The following is a 22601-nucleotide window of genomic DNA, read 5'->3' as shown; positions in this document are numbered from 1 at the left end:
TATGGAACAAGAAATAGACACACAAGAATTAGGAGAAAAAATCGTAAAAGTTTTAAAAACTATCTACGATCCAGAAATTCCTGTAGATATATATGAGTTAGGACTTATTTACGATGTTTTTGTAAACGAAAATTACGAAGTAAAAATCTTGATGACCTTAACTACGCCTAACTGTCCAGTAGCAGAATCTTTACCGGCAGAGGTAGAAGACAAAGTAAAAACCATCGAGAGCGTAAAAGATGCCGAAGTAGAAATTACTTTCGACCCACCTTGGAGTCAAGATTTGATGAGCGAAGAAGCAAAACTAGAGCTCGGGATGCTCTAATTTTTTTTAAACTGTAAATGCCAAGAAGAAGAGAACTCAATTCCTTAAAAGACAAAAACAAAACCAGTATCAAATCGTCTTTTAATGCTTTGGCGTATATTCCTCGATTTTTTAAAGAAATCTGGAATGTCAACAAAAAACTCTTTCTTATTTCTGCTATTTGTAGACTTGTCGGAGCTTTGCTTCCGGTTGCTATTTTATGGGTAGGAAAAGAAATTGTCGACGAAATCTTGCTACAAATCGATTTAGAAAACCCAGATTATACGCAATTGTGGACGTATGTGGGTATCGAGTTTGGTTTGGTCTTACTTTCTGAAGTTTTTAGTAGAGCTATTTCGCTTACCGATGGTTTGTTGGGTGATGAGTATAATATTTCCACTTCCGTGAAAATTATTAAAAAGACCAATCAGATCAATATCAGTCAGCTTGAAGACCCAGATTATTACGACAAATTAGAAAGAGCGAGAACACAAACCACAGGTCGAGTTGGCTTGTTATCTAATGTTTTGGCACAAGCACAAAGTACGATTACCATTGCGTCGTTGGTTGCAGGTCTTATCTATTTCGAGCCCATTCTTATCATTTTGTTGGTGTTGAGTATCATCCCTTCGTTTATCAACGAAATAAAATTTAGCCAAGAGCAATATTCTTTGGCTCGTAGCTGGACTTCAGAAAGACGCGAACTCGATTATTTACGATTTATCGGAGCCAATGACAAAACCGCCAAAGAAATCAAACTTTTCGGCTTGACCGATTTTGTCGTCAACCGTTTCGAAAAACTCTCGACAAGCTATTATTTGCTTAATAGAAAACTTGCGATCAAGCGAACTTCTTTAGGTTTTGTGTTTAACGTGTTAGGAACCATTAGTTATTATGGCGCATATATTTTTATCATTTTTAGGGTTTTAACAGGCATCATCACGCTTGGTGAACTTACCTTTCTATCAGGTTCTTTTAACCGTTTGATGAAAAGTTTACAAGAGTTTTTTGCCCGTTTTACAAGAATTTCAGAAAGCGCGTTGTACCTTAAAGATTATTTCGATTTTATCGATATCGAAGTCGATGACCAAAGTCAGGAAACTTTATTGCTTCCAAAAGAAATCAAGCAAGGTTTTGAATTTAGAAACGTACGGTTTGCTTATCCAGAAACCGAAGTCGAGGTGTTAAAGGGAGTCAATTTTACGTTACAGGCAGGAGAAAAAATGGCTTTTGTTGGTCAGAATGGTGCTGGAAAAACAACACTTATCAAACTTTTACTGCGTTTTTACGAACCTACCGAAGGTGAAATTTTACTGGATGGAGTTAACATCAATCGATTCGATAAAGCGCAATACCAAGAATATTTTGGGGTAATTTTTCAAGATTTCTTTCGATACGAATTTACTTTACGTGAAAACATTGCCATAGGCGATATCGATGAACTCGAAAACCAGAAAAAAATAGAGGATGCGGCTAAATTGAGTTTGGCCGACGAAGTGGTAGCCGAACTTAAAAAAGGTTACGACCAACAATTGGGAAAACGTTTTGTAAATGGGGTTGAACTTTCTGGCGGACAATGGCAAAAAGTAGCTTTGGCAAGAGCTTATATGAAAGCTGCTAAAATAATGATACTCGATGAACCCACTTCGGCATTGGATGCCAAAGCAGAAAGTGAAGTTTTCTCCCGTTTTATAGGACTTACTGAAGGTAAAACGAGTATTATTATTTCACACCGATTTAGTACCGTTCGCCAAGCTGATAGAATTTTGGTACTCAAGGATGGAGAAGTATTAGAAATTGGTAAACATCAAGAGCTGATGAATAATAATTTATTGTACGCAGAATTATTTTCGCTACAAGCAGAAGGTTATCAGTAAAAATAGATTTGGTATTTTTGTAGTATGGAAGGAGAAATTGTAAATAGAGTTGCCAATAGTAAACTCGTCACGATAGACTTAGAAGATTATTACCCAAAAGGCGAACGCGTTTTACTTGATATCAAAGACTGGCTGTACGAAGGTTTTTTATTACGCGAAAAAGATTTTCGCGAAAGCGTAAGAACATACGATTGGTCCCAATACCAAGATAAGTATGTGGCGTTGCATTGCAGTAGTGATGCGATTATTCCTTCGTGGGCTTATTTATTGTTAATGACACAGCTTTCACCATTTGCTAAAAAAGTAGTTGTAGGTGATTTAAAACTATTAGAGACAGTAATTTTTCAAGAAATTATATGTCAACTTGAAGTACACCAATATCAGAATCTACCAGTAATTATTAAAGGTTGCTCAAATAAACCAATTCCAGAAACGTCTTACTTATCGCTTATTGCGAAACTACAACCTGTGGTAAAGTCGATAATGTACGGAGAAGCCTGTTCTACAGTGCCTTTGTATAAAAAGTCAAAAAAAGTTTAAGGATACTTTAAGACCTGAAGTTTAGCGATTCTTTTTTTTCAATTATTTTTGCAAAAAATAAAATTCAAAAACAAATGAAAAAACTAATCTTCACTTTAGTCTTAGCTTTAAGTTTACAACCCATTTTTGCTCAAGAAGAGCAAGAAGCAGAAGAAAAGCCAGATGGTTGGTCTAGGGCTGGATTGATCTCTCTTTTGTTTAATCAAACGGCGTTTAACGCAGAGTGGCAAGGTGGCGGAACTTCTAACTACGCAGGAAGCTTAAACCTAAGTTATGATGCCAACTATAAAAAAGGAAAATTTACTTGGGATAATAAAGTAATTGCAGACTACGGTATCACAAAAATAAAAGGGGAAGAATGGTCTCGAAAAACCAACGATCGTTTTGAACTAAATTCAATTGCGGGTAGACAAATAAAAGAAACCAACTGGTATTATTCTTTCTTTTTAAATTTCAGAACCCAGTTTGACAAAGGTTATGAATATGGCGAAGAAGAAATCATCGATCCTGCAACTGGTGATGTAATCGACATTAGACAAACAAGAACCGAAACTACACGTGTGATGTCTCCAGGTTATTTACAATTAGGTCCTGGTGTATTATGGAAAAAGAGTGACAATCTTAAAGTAAATATCGCTCCTGCAACAGCTAGGTTTATTTTTGTAAACGAAATGTTTACCACAACTCCAGGTTATGTAGATGGTGATTATTTTGGGGTAGACGCTGGCGAAACAACGCGTTTCGAATTTGGAGCTGCTTTAGGAGCTTACGCAAAATTTGATGTTGTAGAAAATGTAACCATAGAAAACATTTTAAATCTTTACTCAAATTATTTAGAAGATCCACAAAATGTAGATATCGATTACACTTTAAATACGGTCATGAAAGTAAATGAGTTTTTATCGGCTAACTTTATCTTCCAAGCGATTTATGACGATAATGCCGTAAGTGGTTTTCAAGTAAGAGAAGTCTTAGGTGTTGGTTTAACTCATAAGTTTTAATTTTTTATAATTATAAACTTTAAATATTAAAAAAGGCTTCCGATTTTGGAAGCCTTTTTGTTTTAAGCAGTAGTTTCTATTTTATTGTCTCTAGCAACTTTGCTTTCGTAAAACCTAATCTTTGCCCTATTTAATAAATAGAATAGGGTAGGTACAATTACTAAGGTTAAGAAAGTGGCAAAGGTCAAACCAAAAATAATGGTCCACGACATCGGCTTCCAAAAAATGTTGTTGTCACCACCAATGTATATTTGTGGATCGAATTCAGTAAACAAACTAAAGAAGTTGATGTTTAAGCCTACGGCCAACGGAATTAAACCTAAAATGGTCGTGATGGCGGTTAACAATACAGGGCGTAAACGGTTGGTTCCCGCAGCTACAATTGCTTCACGGTATTGCTCACGAGTTAAGTACCTATCTTTTGGAATACTCAGTTCTTCTTTCTTTCTGTCGATAAGCAACTGGGTATAATCGATGAGTACAATCGCGTTATTAACCACAATTCCCGCTAAGGAAATAATACCCATCATGGTCATCATAATTACAAAATCCATCTGGAAAATCACCAGACCAAACAATACTCCAATAAAGCTTAGCACAATAGCGATAAGAATGATAATTGGCTTAGAAATAGAATTGAATTGTGCCACAATAATCAATAAAATGAGAGCCATGGCAATCATTAAAGCTTTCGACAAAAACTCCATGTTTTTGGCCATTTCTTCTTGCTCACCTGTAAACTTATAGCTCATTTCGCTTGGTAGGTTATAATTCTTGAGCGAGGCTTTTATTTTTTCAACAATCTGAGTAGGATTGTAACCTTCAAGAACGTTAGAATAAATCGTGATGACACGTTTTAAATCTTTCCTTTTGATTGAACTAAAACTCGCGACATTTTTGGTTTTCACTAAAGTAGAAAGCGGAATTTGTTTCAACATTCCGGAGTTATCTCTAAAAGTAATGTTTTGGTTAAACAACATACTTTCGTTGTAACGACTATCATTATCAAAGCGAACAAAAATATCATAATCGTCTTCGCCTTCTTTATAAGTAGAAACATCAAAACCATAAATCGCCGAACGTAAAGCTTGTCCAACTTGCGCTGTAGAAACTCCTAACTCACCTGCTTTTTGACGATCTACAATAACCTCCATCTCAGGTTTGTTTTGGTTAACATCTAGGTTAAGATCTTCAATACCCGAAATATTTTGTGCTTCGATAAAGGCTTGTATATTTCTAGCTTCTTCGATAAGTTCGTTGTAATCTTCACCACTCAGTTCGATGTTAATAGGGTAACCACTTGGCGGGCCAGCTTGATCTTTTTCAGCAATAATACTTACCCCAGGGTGACCTTTTACGGCTTCACGAATTCTTGTCAATACTTCTGCACTCGCAACTTTTTCGTCGTTTTCGTCATAGCGGTATTTGTATTCCCTAAAAAGAACGGTTACTTTTCCTTTATGTGGCATTTCATTTTGTGAGGCACCATCAGTTTGCGGGTTTCCAGCGCCTTCACCAACTTGTGAAACAATGGTTTCTGCCATATAGTTGTAGGTTTTTCCATCCTTTTCATAGGTATAATCATCTAGCACATCAAAAACTTGTTGTTCGACAACTTTTGTCAATTCGTTGGTTTTCTCGATGTCAGTTCCTTCAGGGTATTCAATATAAACAATGGCTTGGTTCGGTTGGTTTTCTGGGAAAAACAATACGTTTGGTGTAGCTATTGCAAAAACGATGAATGACAATATCAACAATCCAAAAGTCCCGAATACAAACATATAAGCATGTGAACCTTTTAATGCAAAGTCTAGAAATTGTTGGTACTTTCTCTCAATTCTTGGTAAGATTTTGTACTGAAAATGGTTGGAAGCAGGTGTTAATACATATTTGAAGAACCATAAAGCGATTGATAGAAAAACAAACAAGTTTCCGAATCCGATAAGTGCTTTTGGTCCACCAACAAAACCAAGGATCGTAAATAGAACTCCAATGGCAAATACACCTAAACCTTGTTTAAGAAGTTGTGTTTTTGCTCTGTTTTTCCAACCTCTAAAAATCATCACAAAAGCAACTATCAAAATAAAAGGCCCCACAACTTGAAAGATGATATGTGTGTTGAGAAGTCCAGAAATAATCAATAATGCTCCGAAGCCTAAAAGTGCTAAACTTATTTTGATCAAAGTTTTTCTCGACATTTCTGCTTCTTCGGTTTTCATAAATTCTGAAGTCAACATCGAGTTAATGACCAAAGCAATAAATAACGATGAAAACAGAACCGTAGAAAGCGTTAGTGGAAAAAAGATCATGAACTTACCCATAATTCCCGGCCAAAAACCAAGCGGTAAAAAGGCTGCTAAAGTGGTGGCTGTTGAGGCAATAATTGGCCAAGCAATTTCACCCAAACCACGTTTGGCAGCTTCAATTCTGGGTACGCCTTCGTCCATTAAACGGTAGACATTTTCGACGACCACAATACCATTATCTACGAGCATACCAAGACCCATCACCGTGGCGAAAAGCACCATTGTGTTTAACGTAACATTCAATCCTAAAAAGTCACCTACAATAGGCAATAATAAAAATGATAAAAAGATAGAAAGCGGAATCGCAATTCCCACAAAAAGTGCATTTCTAAACCCTAAAAAGAACATCAAAACACTTACCACCAAAAGCACCCCAAAAATAATGGAGTTTTCTAGTTCGGCAACTTGGTCTTCTGTTCGGGTTGATTCGTCACTCGAAATCGATATTTTTAAATCTGCTGGTAGATAAGTCGACTGCGCTTCGGGTAAATGCGCTTTTATTTTTTCCATGGCATCAATCATGTTTTCCCCACCTTTTTTCTTGATGCTTAACATGACAACGGGCTCACCATATTCGCGTGCGTAAGTGGTGGCGTCTTTTGGCCTAAAGTTAATCGTCGCAATATCACGCAGGTAAACGGCGCCGTTGTCTTCTTTTACGACAATATTGTTGAGGTCTTTGGGAGCATTTATTTCACCAATCACACGTACGTTTCGGCGGAGACCGTTTTCGATAATATTTCCACCGGAAATGGTCATATTTTCGTTCTGTATCGCACCAATCACTTGATTGAAAGAGACACCAGCTGCTTGCATTTTAAACGCATCGATCGCAACTTCTACTTCTTTGTCTTGCACACCCAAAAGCGTAGCTTCTTTTACTTCGGGGTAGGCTTCTAAACGATCTTGCAAATCTTCAGCAAAATCTTTTAACTGTTCAATCGTGTAGTTTTCGCCTGTAAGGTTAAGTTGTGCAATCGGCATCATTTCCGAAATATTCAGATCAAAAGCGTTAGGTTCTACTTTTCCACCACCATCTAAAGTGGGCCAATCTTGTTCTGCTTTTACCGCATCAATTTTATCTTTGATACGTGCTTTGGCTTCTTCTATAGATACACTTTCGTTGAATTCTACGGTAATGATCGAGTAATCTTGTACCGATTGTGAACTGATATCGGTTACGTCAGACACATCGTCTATTTCTTCTTCTAATGGTTTGGTAATGAGTTTCTCTACATCTTCAGGAGAGTTACCAGGAAAAACAGAACTGATGTAAATTTTGTTTTCGATCACCTCAGGAAAACTTTCCCTTGGAAGCGTAATGTAGGACATCAAACCACCTATCAAGACAATCGCGATGATGACAAAAACCGTCATCGGGTTGTCGATAGCCCAATTGGATGTGCCAAAATATCTATACTTTTTATTTTCCATTAGTTAGTTGTTTTTAAAGTGATTTTAGTTCCGTCTTTTAAGGTTAAAGCACCGTCAAGTACAATAGCGTCTTCTGAAGAAAGTCCTTTGGTAACTTCAATCATTCCGTCTTGGCTTAATCCGGTTTCTACTTGTACTTGTTTCGCGACAGCGTTGTTTTCTTTATCTAAATCGGTAATCACAAAGACATATTTGTCACCTTTTGCGTTTTCTTGAATTGCATCTGTAGGAATGGTAATGGCTTTATCTTTACTGTAATTATTAATTTTTAGATTGGCCATTAAGTTAGGCTTGATACTATTGTCTTTGTTAGGTACATCTATTTCTACTTCAAAAGTTCTGTTGTTTGGGTTGATGTAGCTTGAAACCGTTTTTATCTTTCCGGTAACGGTCTTATCTAATGCAGGAAAATTAACCTCTACATTTTTATTTTGTGTTACACTTTGTAAATAGGTTTCTGGTATCGATGCTTTTACATACATATCGCCTAAATTTACGATACGCATTACCGCTTGACCAGGACTTACTACTTGACCTTGCTCCGTAATCACATCATCAATAGTCCCCGAAAATGGAGCAGTGATAGAGGTTTTCCCCAATTGTGAACGCAACTGATCAACAGCACTTTTAGAGCTTTCCATATTGGTTTTGGCTTGTAAATACTGTATTTCGCTACCAATTTTCTGGTTCCAAAGTCTTTCTTGACGCTCGTAAGTGGTTTTTGCCAATTGGTATTGTGCTTCCAATTGTGATAACTGATTCGACAATCCGCCGTCATCAATTCTTGCTAGCAATTGCCCTTTTCTCACTTTTTGCCCTTCTTGTACGTAAACACGGGTTAAAACACCTTGGTATTCTGGATAAATCAAAATGTTTTCTTCGGTTTCTACGCTACCTTGTAAAGAGATGTAGCTATTAAAAGTGGTGTCTTGAATTTTGAAGCTGGTTACCAAAGGATATTTTTTGGTAGAGTCTACCTCTACAATGGCTTCTTCTAATCTTTTGATGATGTCGCCAATACTATCGTAAGAAGCTAAAACTTCTGTCTTTTTGGCTCTCATTCTTTCTAGATCTTTACTGTTAATAATTTCATCTATGCTTCCAGTATCCTTGTTTTCTGAACAAGAAACGATAAGTAAAGCGGCAAATAATATAATTGATACTTGTTTCATTTTTATGGAATTTTAATGCTTGTAGATTGGTTTATATGGTTTGATTGGTAACTTTTTCTAGTTCCGCTTTAGCGGTAATTACATCTAACATCGCTTGTAAAAACTCTTGTTGAGCGGTGTAAAGTTGTGTTTGTGCCTGACGTAAATCAAAACTGGTACTGATCCCTTCAAAAAATTTAGTTTGATTTTTTTGCTCGATGCGTTCTGCCAGGCTCAAATTTTCTTTTTTGATTTCGTAATCTTCTATGGCAAACTGATAGTTGCTTTTGGCATTTTCTATCTGAAGTTTCAGTTGTTGCTGCGTTTCCGTAAGGTTGTTTTCTGCTTTCTCAAGGTTTATTTTTGCTCTTTGCGTAGCGGCGTGACGTTGCATCGAGCTAAATATAGGAATGTTTAGACTCACACCTAAAAGTGAAGAACCAAACCACTGTTGGTCGCGGTCTAAAAAAGTAAACTCGTCGCTGTTACCCATATAAGCTCCGTTGACAAATGCAGTGAGCGAAGGCAATGCTTTACTTTTTTCTAATTTCACTAAAAGTTCTTTTGAGATTTTATCGTTTTCGGCAATCTGGTAGTCAATAGTGTTTTCGACATTAAAATCGGTTTCTAATAAATTGTTATTGATATTTTGTACGGCCAAAGCTTCCAAATCATCGGTTACACTAGTATCGGTATTTACATCTAAACCAAGATGAATATTGAGCATTTGGTATGCGATTTTATGTAAACGCTCTGTATTGTTGAGGTTACTTTGCAAACCCGATAGTGTGATTTGAAGCTGTTCTACGTTTTCTTCTTCTGTGAGGCCGTTTTCGTATATTTTTTGGGTTTCGTTAAGGTTTTTTTCAATAACCTCGATGTTCTTCTCAAAAATAGCCATCGATTCTTCTGCCAAAAGCACATTTCCGTAGGCATTTATCACTGCCTGTTTTACTTCAAGATCGGTTTTTAGTTTTGCGTTTTGCGAAATTTGTAAATACACTTTTGCCGATTGCAAACCTACGAGATACGAACCGTCAAAAATCAACTGACTTAAAGTTGCCGTTGCATTTACATTTTGTTTGGTACCAAAACGTACCGGAATAAACCCTTGCGGAACATTTACAGGAGTACTGTTTCTTACTGCGCCATCAAAATAGGTTTCTACAACATCTATGGTGCTTTGGGTGTTGTCAAAAGCGGCAGCAGGTAATAATTGTACTTGTTGTTTAAGCCATCTTTGGTAATCGATATTGGCATTAATTTGTGGTAAACCTGTTGCCGTAGTTTCCCATTTTTGTTTCTCTGCCGCTTCGATATCCAGCGAGGCATTTCTAATCATTCTGTTATGTTCTAAAGCAAAATTTATTGCTTCTTCTAAGCTAAAAGAGTAGCTTTCTTCTGGATTCTCCACTTGAGCAAAACTTGAGATGCTCGTGATAAACCCTAAGAATAATACCAATTGTTTTCTCATTCTTACTGATTTGTTAGTTGATGTCGATTTAATATTTCCAGTCCTTTTTCGGTGCAAATTCCACGCAAGTGATATTCTAAATAATTGTTCATGAGCATTTGCATAGAAAAATTATTTAAAGGAAAAAGGTCTTTGTTTTTTAAAGCCATCATGGAATTAAAATATATTTTTGAAATAAATTCTGTGTTGATGTTTTTCCTGTAAAGCCCTAATTCTAAGCCTCTTTCTAAATTGCAAACCACACATTCGCTCATCACACAATATTGTTTTTGCTTCACGTCTTTATATACTTTTGGGTAGTATTTTTCAAGCTGATATTCTGGTGATGATTTTTCCTCTTTTAGGTTGTACAACAAAAAGCGTTTGATTTCTAAAATCTCCTCGATGGGGTTTTTCTCCTGGTCTCTAATCTCTTCTATTCCAGCAGAAATTTTATGAAACAAATATTCTACGGTTTTCTCAACGAGAATACTTTTATTTTTGTAATGTACATAGATGGTTTTTTTAGAAATGCCTATTTCATTAGCAATATCATCCATCGTAACGCTTTTGAATCCGTAGTTCAAAAACATTTCTGCAGCGGTATCTAAAATTTTATTTTCCATTTCGGGTGCAAATCTACAACAGGAAACTTTAAAAACAATAAAAGTTTCCGAAGTATTTTTGTTAAATTATTGTTAAGTAAATTAATGTCTCTTTTTAAAGGAATTATGGTATTTTAGCCAAAATTTTTTACCCAATGGATAAAATCAATTTCTACAGAACGGTTTTTTCACAATACCTCATCGATAAAATAGAGCACAAACAACCTAGAAGTCTATACGAACCTGTAGAATATATTTTAAACCTTGGCGGAAAAAAAATACGACCTGTTTTGGTTTTACTCGCCGCAGAAACCTATGACTGCAATTACGAGAAGGCTTTAGATGCTGCTTTGGCTATCGAGATATTCCATAACTTTTCTTTGATGCATGACGATATTATGGATGAAGCTCCGCTGCGACGCGGAAAGAAAACCGTACATCACAAATGGGATATAAATACCGGAATTTTGTCGGGTGATGCCATGCTTATTCAAGCTTATCAGTATTTTGAGAACTATGATCCGAAAACTTTTCAAGCCTTAGCAAAATTGTTTAGCAAAACAGCTTTAGAAGTATGTGAAGGTCAGCAATACGATATCGATTTCGAAAACCAGGACGAAGTAGAAATTGAAGATTACCTTAAAATGATTGAGTATAAAACAGCTGTCTTAATTGGTGCTGCATTACAAATGGGTGGAATTGTTGCTGGGGTATCAGATAATGAACAGCAAAAACTTTATGAGTTTGGTAAAAACTTAGGGGTCGCTTTCCAGTTGCAAGACGATTATCTTGATGCATTCGGAAACCCAAAAATGTTTGGGAAACAAGTTGGTGGCGATATTATCGAAAATAAAAAAACTTATCTTTATATCAAAGCTTTAGAGCTTGCTCCAAAAGAACTCGGCACACAGTTGAAGCACTTATACAGTATCGAACCTTCCAATCCAAAAGATAAAATAAACACCATCAAATTAATTTTTGAAGAAAGCGGAGCAGTAGAAGCGATAAAAGGTAAAATTGTAGATTTCACAGAAAAGGCTTTATCTCAGATAGAGAATTTAGAGACTTCTCAAGAAAACAAGCAGATTTATATCGATTTCTCAAATAACTTAATGAAAAGAGAAGTCTAAGCCTGTTTTGATAAATAAAATATATCTATCATTAAGATAAATTTATGCTTTTCAGAATGCTATATTTATGAAAAATTGTACTTTTGTATCGTTTTTAAAAACACAATAGTATAGTTTTCCTCTTATGGATAAATTTTCATTTCTAAATGCGGCTCACACCGCTTATTTCGCAGAACTTTACGATCAATACCTGCAATTTCCTGATAGTGTAGAACCTAGTTGGCGAGCCTTTTTTCAAGGATTCGATTTTGCCAAAGAAGTTTACAGTGACGAAGATACAGATGAAATTTCTTCATCAGCAAAAGCTAAAGCGCAAAGCAATGGCTTTTCCGATATTTCAGCCATAGAACTTCCAGAGAGCGTAAGAAAAGAGTTTCAGGTAGTAAATTTAATCGATGCTTACCGTACAAGAGGTCATTTGTTTACCAAAACAAACCCGGTAAGAGCTAGAAGAACTTATGAGCCAACTTTAGCTATAGAAAACTTTGGTTTAAGCGAAAACGATTTAGAAAAAGAATTTTCTGCAGGAGAAATATTAGGCTTAGGTCACGCGCCTTTAAAGGACATCATAAGTCACCTCAACACCATTTATTGCGATGCGATAGGTGTCGAATACATGTATATTCGCCAACCAGAAATCATTAAATGGATCCAGAGCAAACTGAACATCAACGAAAATCAGCCAAGATTTTCTAACGAAAAGAAAAAATACATTCTTGGTAAGCTCAACCAAGCTGTTTCTTTCGAAACCTTTTTGCACACCAAGTTTGTAGGTCAAAAGCGTTTTTCTGTCGAAGGAAACGAATCGTTTATTCCTGGTCTCGATGCGATTGTAGAAATGGCTGCAGACAAAGGCGTGAAAGAATTTATAATGGGAATGGCGCATAGAGGTCGTCTCAATACACTCACCAATATTTTTGGAAAAAGCCCGAAAGATATTTTCTCTGAATTTGAAGGGAAAGATTACGAACAAGAGGTTTTTGATGGTGATGTAAAATACCATTTAGGTTGGACATCGACTAGAAAAACCATTTCCGGAAAAGAAATAAACCTAAACATAGCTCCAAACCCTTCACATTTAGAGACTGTTGGTCCTGTAGTAGAAGGGATGGCAAGAGCAAAACAACACGTTTTGTATAAGGACAATCCACAAAATGTCTTGGCAATTGTAGTGCATGGTGATGCTGCAATTGCCGCTCAAGGTGTCGTATACGAAACCATACAAATGGCAGGATTAGATGCCTACAACACACAAGGAACTATTCATATTGTCATTAATAATCAAATTGGTTTTACCACCAATTACCTAGATGCAAGGTCTTCTACTTATTGTACGGATATTGCTAAAGTGACACTTTCGCCAGTGTTGCATGTAAATGCCGATGATGTAGAAGCGGTTGTGCACGCCATGGAATTTGCTTTGGAATTTCGTATGCAATACAAGCGTGATGTCTTTATAGATTTATTAGGGTACAGAAAGTACGGTCATAACGAAGGTGACGAACCTCGCTTTACACAACCTAAATTATACAAAGCGATTTCAAAACATAAGAATGCGAGAGATATTTATGCGCAAAAACTTATCGAAGAAGGCGTTATCGACGAAAATTATGTTTCCGGATTAGAAAAAGATTACAAAGAGGCTTTAGAGCAAGATTTCGATTTGTCGAAAAAAGAAGATAAGACCATCATTACACCAATCATGCAAGACGATTGGAAAGATTTTGATGTTGCTACGGAAGTAGAAATGATGGAAGATGTCGATACAAAGGTAGCTATAAAAAATTTAGATGTAGTAGCAGAAACCATTACCCAATTGCCAAAAGGGAAAAAGTTCTTACGAAAAATCACCAAGATTATCGAAGGTAGGCACCAAATGTATTTTGAAGACGATAAGCTTGATTGGGGAATGGCAGAATTGTTGGCCTACGGAACTTTGATCAAAGAAGGTCACGATGTAAGAATGACTGGTCAAGACGTAGAAAGAGGGACTTTCTCGCACAGACATGCCGTATTAAAAGTAGAAGAGAGCGAAGAAGAAATTATTTTACACAATAACTTAAACGATAAAGCAAAGTTAGAAATATACAACTCTTTACTTTCAGAATATGCAGTTGTGGCTTTCGATTACGGGTATGCGATTGCACATCCAAAATCATTAACGATTTGGGAAGCACAGTTTGGAGACTTCAGTAACGGAGCTCAAATTATGCTCGACCAGTATATTTCGGCAGCAGAAGACAAATGGAAACTGCAAAATGGTTTAGTAATGTTATTGCCACATGGTTATGAAGGACAAGGTGCAGAACACTCTTCAGCAAGAATAGAAAGATATTTACAACTTTGTGCCAAAGACAATATGTTTGTGGCTAATTGTACAACACCGGCTAACTTTTACCATATTTTAAGAAGACAAGTTAAGGCCAATTACAGAAAACCACTTATTATTTTCACGCCAAAGAGTTTGTTAAGGCACCCGAAAGTGATTTCTTCTAAAAAAGAATTGGCAGAAGGGAGTTTCCAAACAGTAATTGATGATGCGCATGTAAAACCAGAAAAAGTAAAAACTTTGGTGTTCTGTATGGGTAAATTCTATTATGATTTATTGCAGAAAAGAGAAGAATTACAAAGAGAAGATGTGGCTTTGGTGCGAATTGAACAACTTTTTCCGTTACCGACAACAGAAATGCAAAATGCTATAGAGAAGTATAAAAATGCAGATGATATCGTTTGGGCACAAGAAGAGCCAAGAAATATGGGTGCTTATAGTTTCTTGTTGTTGCACTTTGAAGCGGCTCGTAATTTTAGAGTTTGCAGTAGAAGATTTTACGGAGCTCCAGCAGCAGGAAGTTCAACAAGATCAAAAAGAAGGCACGAGAATGTGATTGCTAGCGTTTTCGACAAAAATTTACCAGAAATACAATAAAAAACTTTTTATAGAAATATATAGATTATGGCTTTAGAAATGAAAGTTCCTTCACCAGGAGAATCAATTACAGAAGTAGAAATCGCTCAGTGGTTGGTAGAAGATGGCGATTATGTAGAGAAAGACCAAGCGATTGCCGAAGTAGATAGTGATAAAGCAACTTTAGAACTTCCAGCAGAAGCAAGTGGTATTATTACACTGAAAGCGGAAGAAGGAGATGCCGTAAAAGTAGGCGAAGTGGTTTGTCTTATCGATACCGATGCAGCAAAACCAGCAGGTGACGAAAGTAAAAAAGAAGCTAAAGCAGAAGAAAAAACTGCTGCAACTGAAAATGCATCCGCGTCAGCAAAAGAAGAGAAAAAGGAGGAAAAATCTGATGCTAAAAAAGAAACTTATGCTTCGGGAACACCTTCTCCTGCAGCTAAAAAAATATTAGACGAAAAAGACATCGATGCTTCACAAGTACAAGGTTCTGGTAAAGATGGGAGAATTACCAAAGAAGATGCTGTAAAGGTAACACCTTCTATGGGAACTCCAGGTAACGGAAGTAGAGGTGAAACCCGTTCTAAGCTATCGATGTTGCGTCGTAAAGTAGCCGAAAGATTGGTAAGTGCCAAAAACGAAACGGCGATGCTCACGACCTTTAACGAGGCCAATATGACACCGATCTTTAACCTTAGAAATCAATACAAAGAAGATTTTAAAGCAAAACATGGCGTTAGTCTTGGATTTATGTCTTTCTTTACGTTGGCAGTGGTAAGAGCGTTAGATTTATACCCAGCGGTCAACAGTATGATTGAAGGAAAAGAAATGATCACCTACGATTATAAAGATATTAGTATTGCAGTTTCTGGTCCTAAAGGTTTGATGGTTCCTGTGATTAGAAATGCAGAAAATCTCACGTTTAGAGGCGTAGAAGCTGAAGTAAAACGTTTGGCACTTCGTGCAAGAGACGGGCAAATTACCGTAGATGAAATGACTGGAGGTACCTTTACCATTTCTAATGGTGGTGTTTTTGGAAGTATGCTTTCTACACCTATTATCAATCCGCCTCAAAGTGGTATTTTAGGAATGCACAACATTATCGAGAGACCCATTGCGGTTGACGGAAAAGTAGAGATTCACCCAATGATGTATTTGGCGTTGTCTTACGACCACAGAATTATCGACGGAAAAGAATCGGTTGGTTTCTTGGTGGCTATTAAAGAAGCTTTAGAGAGCCCAGAAGAATTATTGATGGGTGGCAATGTCAAAAAGGCTTTAGAGTTGTAAGAAATCAATTGTCAATTCGATTGATTCTGCAAGTGCGGAATTGTATCGAGAATTATATAAAAAGTTTTAAAAATCCGCGTCAAGCGGATTTTTTTATGAGATAACTTTAACGTTTAGAAATTTCAAAAATGCATTTCATCTAAAAAATAAGTATTTTAACATAAAAATTATATTTTTTTCATAGCTTGCATAAATTATTAATCAAAAATCAAATAATTATGAGAAAACTTGCATTTTTATCAACCTGTTGTTTTTTATTGTTATTTATTCACGCTTGTACTACAGACTATTTAGATGAAAAAGGAGAAAATCTAAATGCCGAAGGAAGAACAAGTGCTGAAGGTTCGATTCAGAATTCGCTAGACGAATTTTTAGGAAATTATGAAGTGGTAGAAATAGACGCTGCGCGAATATTAGAGTACACTTTGAATCAAGGAAAAGAAAATACGTTTCTACTAGATTTACAAATGGAATCTCATCCCGGTTGGATTTTTAATGTTGATTTTATAGAGGTTTATGACGAAAATTATAAGGCCTACGAATCTGATGAAAGTGGGAATTGGATAGAGGTTGCCCCCGGAAGGTCAGATACTTATCACGGAGATAGTAGAGACAGGAAAGCAAATGCTATTTTTTCGGTAAATGATCATTATTTTTCAGGTTTGATTTTTGAAGGTACAGACGAGTACATTATAGATCCGGTTAGTTTGTATGTGCGTGGAGCTTCGCCAAATTCTTATGTGATTTATAAATCTGGAGATGACCTAACCGAAAGAACTTTGTTCTGTGACAACAGAGATTTTGAGCCTACAAGAGATATAGGAAACACCGAAAATAGGCAAATGGCAAATTGTAGAGAATTAAGTATTTCTTATGTGGCAGATTACCATTATTACCTTAATCGCGGTAATTCAAACACGACCACCACAAGAAACTTTATAAATGATCGTGTTAAGTTTGCTAGTTATAGGTATTGGTCTTACAACGATTACCCATTATATTTTTGGTTGTTTAGCAGTGCTGTAAGAACCAATACTACAAACCAGCCAAGTTCTGCGACCAATACAAGCGATGCTTTGTCGCAATTTAGATCATGGGGTCAAGCAGGTAATATGTCTGTGGGTGATGCCAATATTTTATTTGCGGGGAGAAATTTTGGAAGTGCATTTGGTCGAGCATATACCAGTACGACTTGTAAAACTTCAGGAGGAAAAAGAACTGCTTATGCAATTGTAACAAATTCCTCTTCTGCTTCATCATCAAGTGTTTGGAATAAAGTAGTGGCGCACGAGGTTGGTCATAACTTAAGCGCAAGCCACACAACGACAGGTTTTATGAAGCAAGGAGACCATTCTAATAGTGCGATGGCGAGTACAACAGTTACAGAATTAAATAATTATATTGCAGGGAACAATGGCTGTATGCCTTTAAAAACTTGTGTGGGTTGGAGATAAAAATTTATTGATTTCTACATGAAAACCGTCTGATTTTTTATTATTAGGCGGTTTTTTTATTTCAAATACAAACACTTGGTTTTGTAATCGATTACTGCTTTTCCTTTTTGTAATATATCTGCACCAATAATTCCCTTTACTTTATTGGCTTGGTGATTTTCGAGAGCTGTGTTGATATACGTTAAATCTATTAGCACTAAATCTATTTTTGTGTTTTTCCAATTTTCGATTTCAACGGTGTTTTTAGTAGAAGTCTGGGTAAGCAAGTCTATCGAGCCAGCACCGGCTGCTTTGATGTCACTATCTTCGGCGATGAGCAAAAATTCTTCGGCAAACTCCATCCCAATGCAAGAGTTGGAAGCTCCTGTGTCTAAAATAAAATTCCCTGGAACTCCATTTACTTTCACTAGCATCTCAAAGTGGTTAGTAACGGTTTTTGTTAAAGGAATTCGTATAAAACCTTGGTGGGTTAAAAATTTTCGTAATGTTGACATCCAAAATAAGTTTTAGCAAATATAGACGAACAAAATCAATTACTGAAGCCTTATGAATAACCCATGATAATTTGGGGATTTTCAAGGTTTTTTAGGATTTTTAATCATACTTATTCAAAGGCTTCTTACTTTTGCTTTATGATTCTAATAGATACACACACCCATTTATACAGCGATGCTTTCGACGTAGATATCGATGAGGTAATTCAGAAAGCTTTTGATGCCGATGTCAAAAAGTTTTTTTTACCCGCAATTGATTCCGAGACCACTCAAAAAATGTACGATTTAGAGCAAAAGTATCCTAAAAATGTACACCTAATGATGGGGTTGCATCCTACTTCCGTGAAAGAAAATTTTGAGGATGAGCTGCAGCACGTTGAAACACAGTTTTCCCAAAGGGAATTTATTGCGGTGGGTGAAATAGGTATCGATTTATATTGGGATAAAAGCACCTTGGGTATTCAGGAAGAAGCTTTTAGGAGGCAAATTCAGTTCGCTAAAGCGAAAAAGTTACCGATTGTAATACACTGTCGCGATGCTTTCGATGAAATATTTGAAGTCTTGGAAACCGAAAAAGATGATGATTTACTTGGTGTTTTTCATTGCTTTACTGGAAACAAGCAGCAAGCAGAACAAGCAATTTCTTACAACATGAAATTAGGAATAGGTGGTGTGGTCACTTTTAAAAACGGAAAGATAGACCAGTTTTTACATGAATTTGATTTGTCTAATTTTGTATTAGAAACAGACTCGCCTTATTTGGCTCCCGTTCCTTTCCGCGGAAAGCGTAATGAAAGCAGTTATACGAGACTCGTTGCCGAAAAAATGGCAGAAATTTTTGGAGTTTCGGTAGAAAAAATAGCGGAAGAAACGACCAAAAATGCTTTAGAAGTTTTTAAAATAAATACGAATGAGTAAACATATTTCCAACATCTTATTGATTTATACCGGAGGAACCATTGGGATGATTAAAAACCCAAAAACGGGAGCGCTCATGGCTTTTGATTTTGATAAGTTGCAGAAAAACATTCCCGAGCTTCGTTTGTTGGAACACAAAATATCGACCATTAGTTTTGAAGAACCTATCGATTCTTCTAATATGAATATTCGTTATTATCAGAAAATCACAAAAATGATTGAAGATAATTATGAAGATTTTGATGGTTTTGTGGTTTTGCACGGTAGCGATACGATGAGTTATTCGTCTTCGGTGATTAGTTTTATGTTGGAGAACTTGAGTAAACCTATAATTTTTACGGGTTCGCAATTACCCATAGGAGATTTACGTACCGATGCCAAAGAAAACCTTATTACGAGTATTCAGCTTGCTGGGCTTAAAGAAAACGGAAAAAGCGTAATTACGGAAGTAGGTCTGTACTTTGAGTACAAATTATACCGAGCCAATAGAACCACTAAACTTAATGCCGAACATTTTGAAGCTTTCGACTCTTATAATTACCCGCCTTTGGCAGAATCTGGAGTGCACCTAAATATCAATTACCCCTATTTAAAAAAAGTTAACCGAAGAAAAAAGTTGTTGGTTCATCAAGACTTGTCAGATCAGATTTTAGTTTTGAAGATTTTTCCAGGTATAGGAAAAGAAGTATTGGCTCATATTCTAGATACCTCGCACATCAAAGCGATAATTTTAGAAACTTTTGGTAGCGGAAACGCCAACACTGAAGATTGGTTTATCCATTTATTGAAGAAAGCCATTAAAGAAGGAAAATATGTAGTAAATGTTACCCAATGTATCGGCGGAAGTGTAAATATGGGTCATTATGAGACAAGCCAAGATTTAAAAAAGATCGGAGTAATCTCCGGAAAAGATATAACCACAGAAGCTGCAGTTGCCAAATTGATGTATTTGTTGCCAAAAGATTTGTCGCCAAAAGTTTTTAAGACTATTTTTGAGACATCACTTCGCGGGGAAATGAAATAAGATAAAATTAACGTTACTTTCTTTAAAGTGTTGTTTTTTTTTTGTTATTTGCCGCTCTCTTTATTAGAATGTTATAGAGGGGTAACATATAGAGAGGTGGCCGAGTGGTCGAAGGCGCACGCCTGGAAAGTGTGTATACGTCAAAAGCGTATCGAGGGTTCGAATCCCTTCCTCTCTGCAAATGCAAGTGCAAATGAGAAATTTCTGAAGTTTATTTGAGAAATTTCTGCATTGCCAGCACAGTTTTTAGGATCTTGTAAGTAATCCTTGACTGTTCTGCAATTTTGAGTGAATTATAATTTTTAATATATTTAAACTTTTTTAACTAATTAATTTTAAGACTAGACGTAATGAAAAGATTATTTTCAATTTTGACTATCGCGACAATTATGGTATTTAGCAACTTTACTGTAAGTGCGATGAATAATTCTATCGAAGTACCATCTACTATGGTAAACTTTGTACAAGATGAAGAAGAAACTGTTGTAGAGGAAGAGATGGAAGAAGAAAGCCTAGGCTTTCATCAAGAATTAAAGAAACGTTTTATAGAAGGTGGTCCTGGGTTTATGGGGATTGTACTTTTATGTTTGATTCTTGGTTTGGCAATTGCCATCGAGAGAATTATTTACTTGAACCTTGCTACTACTAATTCAGAAAAATTAGCACAAGACGTAGAAGATGCTTTAAATAGTGGTGGTGTAGAAGCTGCAAAAGAAGTTTGTAGAAATACCAAAGGTCCTGTTGCATCTATCTATTACCAAGGCTTAGATAGAGTAGAGGAAGATAGTATTGATGCGGCAGAAAAAGCAGTAATAGCTTACGGAGGTGTTCAAGTAGGTCAGTTAGAAAAAAATGTATCTTGGGTATCATTATTTATCGCCTTAGCACCGATGCTTGGTTTCATGGGTACAGTAATTGGTATGATTCAAGCATTCGATAAAATTGAAGCTGCTGGTGATATGCAACCTTCTTTAGTGGCAGGTGGTATTAAAGTAGCACTTTTAACAACCGTATTTGGTCTTATTGTGGCGATTATCTTACAGATTTTCTATAACTATATCATCGCAAAAATCGATAGTATCGTAAACGATATGGAAGATGCTTCTATCCGTTTAATCGATATCCTAGTAGATTACAGAAGAAGAAAAACATCACTTTAATAAATAAGTAATAACCCTAAAAAAATAATAATTATGTTACATAAAGCATTAAAAATACTTGCTATTATTATAGGGGTTGTTGCATTGGTTTTAGGTATATGGTTATTTATATCAGATAATGTATCGCTTATTGCACCAATGTTAACGATTACTTATATCGTGTTTGGACTTATCCTCTTTTTAGTTCTAATTTTTGTGATTAGAGATTTACTAAAAGGAGATATCAAAAAAACACTTATTTCTGTAGGTGTCTTCGCAGCCATAGTCCTTATTGCCTATTTTATGTCATCTGGTACAGAAGTTGTGCTTAATAACGGAGATACACTTACCGTTGGAGAGTCTAAATGGATTGGAGCAGGATTAAGAACATTTTACTTTTTAGCAGCAATTGCTATTGGAGCAATGATTTTCTCTGGAGTTAAAAAACTTTCTAAATAAAATAATATGGCAAGAAGAAATGCACCAGAAGTAAATGCAGGATCGATGGCAGATATTGCTTTCTTGCTGCTTATCTTTTTCTTGGTGACAACTACCATTGAAACCGACTCTGGTATCAATAGTAAATTGCCGCCAATAGAAGAAATTGAAAACCCACCAGAATTTAAGCAAAAAAATGTTTTTATTGTGTTGATGAATCAAAACCAAGAACTATTGGTAGAAGATGAAATCATGGAGTTGAAAGATCTTCGTCAAGCAGCTATAGACTTTATCGATAATGGTGGAGAAGGTTGTAACTATTGTCAAGGTAGTGGTGATCCTGCTTCTTCAGATAATCCTCAAAAAGCGGTTGTCTCTCTTCAGCATGATAGAGAAACCGAGTACGGAGCTTATATCGCTGTACAAAACGAATTGGTTGCAGCGTATAACTTCTTAAGAAACCGTGAGGCAAAAAAGCTGTTTGGTAAATCTTTTACAGAAATGGAAAACGATTTCAACAATCCAGATTTTAGAGGAAGTATAAGCAAACTAGAAGAAGATATCAAGACGATAAGAGAAATGTATCCGTTAAATCTTTCTGAAGCAGAGCCTAAAGAAAGAGAATAAAACCTAAAGACTATGTCTAAATTTAAAAAGAAAAAAGGAGGCGAACTGCCAGCTATTTCAACAGCATCTTTACCAGATATCGTATTTATGTTACTATTCTTTTTTATGGTGGCAACGGTTATGCGTGAAAACACGTTAATGATTAAAAACGAGTTACCTTACGCAGATCAGGTAGAGAAACTGCAAAAGAAAGATTTGGTGATGTACATTTATGCTGGTAAACCTAGCGAACGCTACCAAAAACAATTTGGTAAAGAAGCTAGAATTCAGTTGAATGATAAGTTTGCCGATTTAAAAGACATTCAGCAATTTATTATTGAAGAAAGAGAGTCGAAGCGTGAAGAGTTAAAACCATTTTTGACCACAGCGCTTAAAGTAGATAGTGAGACCAATATGGGATTGGTTTCTGATATCAAATATGAACTTCGTAAAGCTGAAGCTTATCGAGTGAACTATACCACAAGAAGTGGTGAAGCGTCTCAAAACTTAGAGTAAATAAGTTTTAATA

The 22601-nt window shown here is 36.1% G+C and carries 19 protein-coding genes and 1 tRNA gene; 15 read left to right on the top strand and 5 right to left on the bottom strand.

The genetic code is table 11. The features are described 5' to 3' along the window. The first annotated feature begins 1 nt into the window (after position 1). The 4 genes from DNG35_RS05065 (at position 2) to DNG35_RS05050 (ending at position 3722) form a co-directional block, all read left to right on the top strand. Positions 2–325, top strand: coding sequence for an SUF system Fe-S cluster assembly protein (locus tag DNG35_RS05065; RefSeq protein ID WP_111126677.1), 324 nt, complete (start codon positions 2–4; stop codon positions 323–325). 17 nt (positions 326–342) lie between these two features. Continuing rightward, positions 343–2181, top strand: coding sequence for an ABC transporter ATP-binding protein (locus tag DNG35_RS05060; RefSeq protein ID WP_111126676.1), 1839 nt, complete (start codon positions 343–345; stop codon positions 2179–2181). 24 nt (positions 2182–2205) lie between these two features. Beyond that, positions 2206–2721 (top strand): DUF2480 family protein, encoded by a 516-nt coding sequence (locus DNG35_RS05055; protein ID WP_111126675.1) that lies wholly within the window; start codon positions 2206–2208, stop codon positions 2719–2721. A 74-nt stretch (positions 2722–2795) separates the two neighbouring features. Continuing rightward, positions 2796–3722: a DUF3078 domain-containing protein gene (locus DNG35_RS05050; RefSeq protein ID WP_111126674.1), complete on the top strand. Its 927-nt coding sequence runs from the start codon at positions 2796–2798 to the stop codon at positions 3720–3722. Positions 3723–3784: 62 nt separating this feature from the next. On the opposite strand, the gene DNG35_RS12260 is transcribed toward DNG35_RS05050, so the two are convergent. From DNG35_RS12260 to DNG35_RS05025, 4 genes are read right to left on the bottom strand one after another with little or no spacing between them, the layout of a single operon-like run. Then, complete coding sequence (locus DNG35_RS12260) at positions 3785–7462, bottom strand: efflux RND transporter permease subunit (RefSeq protein WP_233494458.1); 3678 nt, start codon at positions 7460–7462, stop codon at positions 3785–3787. Beyond that, positions 7462–8634 (bottom strand): efflux RND transporter periplasmic adaptor subunit, encoded by a 1173-nt coding sequence (locus DNG35_RS05035; RefSeq protein WP_111126673.1) that lies wholly within the window; start codon positions 8632–8634, stop codon positions 7462–7464. The genes DNG35_RS12260 and DNG35_RS05035 overlap by 1 nt, the downstream gene beginning before the upstream one ends. A gap of 31 nt (positions 8635–8665) precedes the next feature. Continuing rightward, complete coding sequence (locus DNG35_RS05030) at positions 8666–10087, bottom strand: TolC family protein (RefSeq protein WP_111126672.1); 1422 nt, start codon at positions 10085–10087, stop codon at positions 8666–8668. A gap of 2 nt (positions 10088–10089) precedes the next feature. Further along, a complete protein-coding gene (locus DNG35_RS05025) occupies positions 10090–10692 on the bottom strand; it encodes a TetR/AcrR family transcriptional regulator (protein WP_111126671.1) in 603 nt (200 codons plus the stop codon). A gap of 134 nt (positions 10693–10826) precedes the next feature. Here DNG35_RS05025 and DNG35_RS05020 point away from each other — a divergent pair, with 134 nt between their 5' ends. The 4 genes from DNG35_RS05020 to DNG35_RS05005 all read left to right on the top strand — a co-directional run bounded on the left by DNG35_RS05020 (position 10827) and on the right by DNG35_RS05005 (position 17453). Next, the gene (locus tag DNG35_RS05020; RefSeq protein ID WP_111126670.1) at positions 10827–11801 is read left to right on the top strand and encodes a polyprenyl synthetase family protein; all 975 of its coding nucleotides are present in this window, start codon (positions 10827–10829) and stop codon (positions 11799–11801) included. A gap of 124 nt (positions 11802–11925) precedes the next feature. Continuing rightward, entirely contained in the window at positions 11926–14727 is a 2802-nt protein-coding gene (locus DNG35_RS05015; protein ID WP_111126669.1) for a 2-oxoglutarate dehydrogenase E1 component, read from the top strand. A gap of 27 nt (positions 14728–14754) precedes the next feature. Then, positions 14755–15999: a 2-oxoglutarate dehydrogenase complex dihydrolipoyllysine-residue succinyltransferase gene (odhB, locus tag DNG35_RS05010; protein WP_111126668.1), complete on the top strand. Its 1245-nt coding sequence runs from the start codon at positions 14755–14757 to the stop codon at positions 15997–15999. A gap of 218 nt (positions 16000–16217) precedes the next feature. Beyond that, positions 16218–17453 carry a M12 family metallo-peptidase gene (locus tag DNG35_RS05005; protein ID WP_111126667.1) on the top strand — a complete coding sequence of 412 codons (1236 nt, stop codon included), beginning with the start codon at positions 16218–16220 and terminating at the stop codon, positions 17451–17453. A gap of 56 nt (positions 17454–17509) precedes the next feature. Here the strand turns inward: DNG35_RS05005 and DNG35_RS05000 are convergent, their stop codons facing one another. Beyond that, positions 17510–17947 carry a retropepsin-like aspartic protease gene (locus tag DNG35_RS05000; RefSeq protein WP_111126666.1) on the bottom strand — a complete coding sequence of 146 codons (438 nt, stop codon included), beginning with the start codon at positions 17945–17947 and terminating at the stop codon, positions 17510–17512. A 138-nt stretch (positions 17948–18085) separates the two neighbouring features. On the opposite strand from DNG35_RS05000, the gene DNG35_RS04995 reads away from it, so the two are divergent. From DNG35_RS04995 to DNG35_RS04965, 7 genes are all read left to right on the top strand, one after another. Beyond that, entirely contained in the window at positions 18086–18865 is a 780-nt protein-coding gene (locus tag DNG35_RS04995) for a TatD family hydrolase (RefSeq protein ID WP_111126665.1), read from the top strand. Further along, complete coding sequence (locus tag DNG35_RS04990; RefSeq protein ID WP_111126664.1) at positions 18858–19889, top strand: asparaginase; 1032 nt, start codon at positions 18858–18860, stop codon at positions 19887–19889. The genes DNG35_RS04995 and DNG35_RS04990 overlap by 8 nt, the downstream gene beginning before the upstream one ends. Before the next feature lie 90 nt (positions 19890–19979). Next, positions 19980–20067, top strand: a tRNA-Ser gene (locus tag DNG35_RS04985). Positions 20068–20239: 172 nt separating this feature from the next. Next, complete coding sequence (locus DNG35_RS04980) at positions 20240–21049, top strand: MotA/TolQ/ExbB proton channel family protein (protein ID WP_111126663.1); 810 nt, start codon at positions 20240–20242, stop codon at positions 21047–21049. A 33-nt stretch (positions 21050–21082) separates the two neighbouring features. Further along, complete coding sequence (locus DNG35_RS04975) at positions 21083–21487, top strand: hypothetical protein (RefSeq protein ID WP_233494457.1); 405 nt, start codon at positions 21083–21085, stop codon at positions 21485–21487. 6 nt (positions 21488–21493) lie between these two features. After that, the gene (locus DNG35_RS04970) at positions 21494–22093 is read left to right on the top strand and encodes a biopolymer transporter ExbD (RefSeq protein WP_111126661.1); all 600 of its coding nucleotides are present in this window, start codon (positions 21494–21496) and stop codon (positions 22091–22093) included. A gap of 12 nt (positions 22094–22105) precedes the next feature. Then, the gene (locus tag DNG35_RS04965) at positions 22106–22588 is read left to right on the top strand and encodes a biopolymer transporter ExbD (protein ID WP_111126660.1); all 483 of its coding nucleotides are present in this window, start codon (positions 22106–22108) and stop codon (positions 22586–22588) included. The last annotated feature ends 13 nt before the right edge of the window (positions 22589–22601 follow it).

The sequence above is a fragment of the Mesonia sp. K7 genome, assembly GCF_003233725.1.
Taxonomy (GTDB): Bacteria; Bacteroidota; Bacteroidia; order Flavobacteriales; family Flavobacteriaceae; genus Mesonia.
The sequence above is the reverse complement of the archived record's forward strand: the minus strand, read 5'-3'. Positions and strand labels throughout refer to the sequence as shown.

Excerpts from the sequence above, each read along its gene's own strand:
- DNG35_RS05065 (WP_111126677.1), top strand. The coding sequence starts at position 2 with ATGGAACAAGAAATAGACACACAAGAATTAGGAGAAAAAATCGTAAAA.
- DNG35_RS05060 (WP_111126676.1), top strand. The coding sequence starts at position 343 with ATGCCAAGAAGAAGAGAACTCAATTCCTTAAAAGACAAAAACAAAACC.
- DNG35_RS05055 (WP_111126675.1), top strand. The coding sequence starts at position 2,206 with ATGGAAGGAGAAATTGTAAATAGAGTTGCCAATAGTAAACTCGTCACG.
- DNG35_RS05050 (WP_111126674.1), top strand. The coding sequence starts at position 2,796 with ATGAAAAAACTAATCTTCACTTTAGTCTTAGCTTTAAGTTTACAACCC.
- DNG35_RS12260 (WP_233494458.1), bottom strand. The coding sequence starts at position 7,462 with ATGGAAAATAAAAAGTATAGATATTTTGGCACATCCAATTGGGCTATC.
- DNG35_RS05035 (WP_111126673.1), bottom strand. The coding sequence starts at position 8,634 with ATGAAACAAGTATCAATTATATTATTTGCCGCTTTACTTATCGTTTCT.
- DNG35_RS05030 (WP_111126672.1), bottom strand. The coding sequence starts at position 10,087 with ATGAGAAAACAATTGGTATTATTCTTAGGGTTTATCACGAGCATCTCA.
- DNG35_RS05025 (WP_111126671.1), bottom strand. The coding sequence starts at position 10,692 with ATGGAAAATAAAATTTTAGATACCGCTGCAGAAATGTTTTTGAACTAC.
- DNG35_RS05020 (WP_111126670.1), top strand. The coding sequence starts at position 10,827 with ATGGATAAAATCAATTTCTACAGAACGGTTTTTTCACAATACCTCATC.
- DNG35_RS05015 (WP_111126669.1), top strand. The coding sequence starts at position 11,926 with ATGGATAAATTTTCATTTCTAAATGCGGCTCACACCGCTTATTTCGCA.
- odhB (WP_111126668.1), top strand. The coding sequence starts at position 14,755 with ATGGCTTTAGAAATGAAAGTTCCTTCACCAGGAGAATCAATTACAGAA.
- DNG35_RS05005 (WP_111126667.1), top strand. The coding sequence starts at position 16,218 with ATGAGAAAACTTGCATTTTTATCAACCTGTTGTTTTTTATTGTTATTT.
- DNG35_RS05000 (WP_111126666.1), bottom strand. The coding sequence starts at position 17,947 with ATGTCAACATTACGAAAATTTTTAACCCACCAAGGTTTTATACGAATT.
- DNG35_RS04995 (WP_111126665.1), top strand. The coding sequence starts at position 18,086 with ATGATTCTAATAGATACACACACCCATTTATACAGCGATGCTTTCGAC.
- DNG35_RS04990 (WP_111126664.1), top strand. The coding sequence starts at position 18,858 with ATGAGTAAACATATTTCCAACATCTTATTGATTTATACCGGAGGAACC.
- DNG35_RS04980 (WP_111126663.1), top strand. The coding sequence starts at position 20,240 with ATGAAAAGATTATTTTCAATTTTGACTATCGCGACAATTATGGTATTT.
- DNG35_RS04975 (WP_233494457.1), top strand. The coding sequence starts at position 21,083 with ATGTTACATAAAGCATTAAAAATACTTGCTATTATTATAGGGGTTGTT.
- DNG35_RS04970 (WP_111126661.1), top strand. The coding sequence starts at position 21,494 with ATGGCAAGAAGAAATGCACCAGAAGTAAATGCAGGATCGATGGCAGAT.
- DNG35_RS04965 (WP_111126660.1), top strand. The coding sequence starts at position 22,106 with ATGTCTAAATTTAAAAAGAAAAAAGGAGGCGAACTGCCAGCTATTTCA.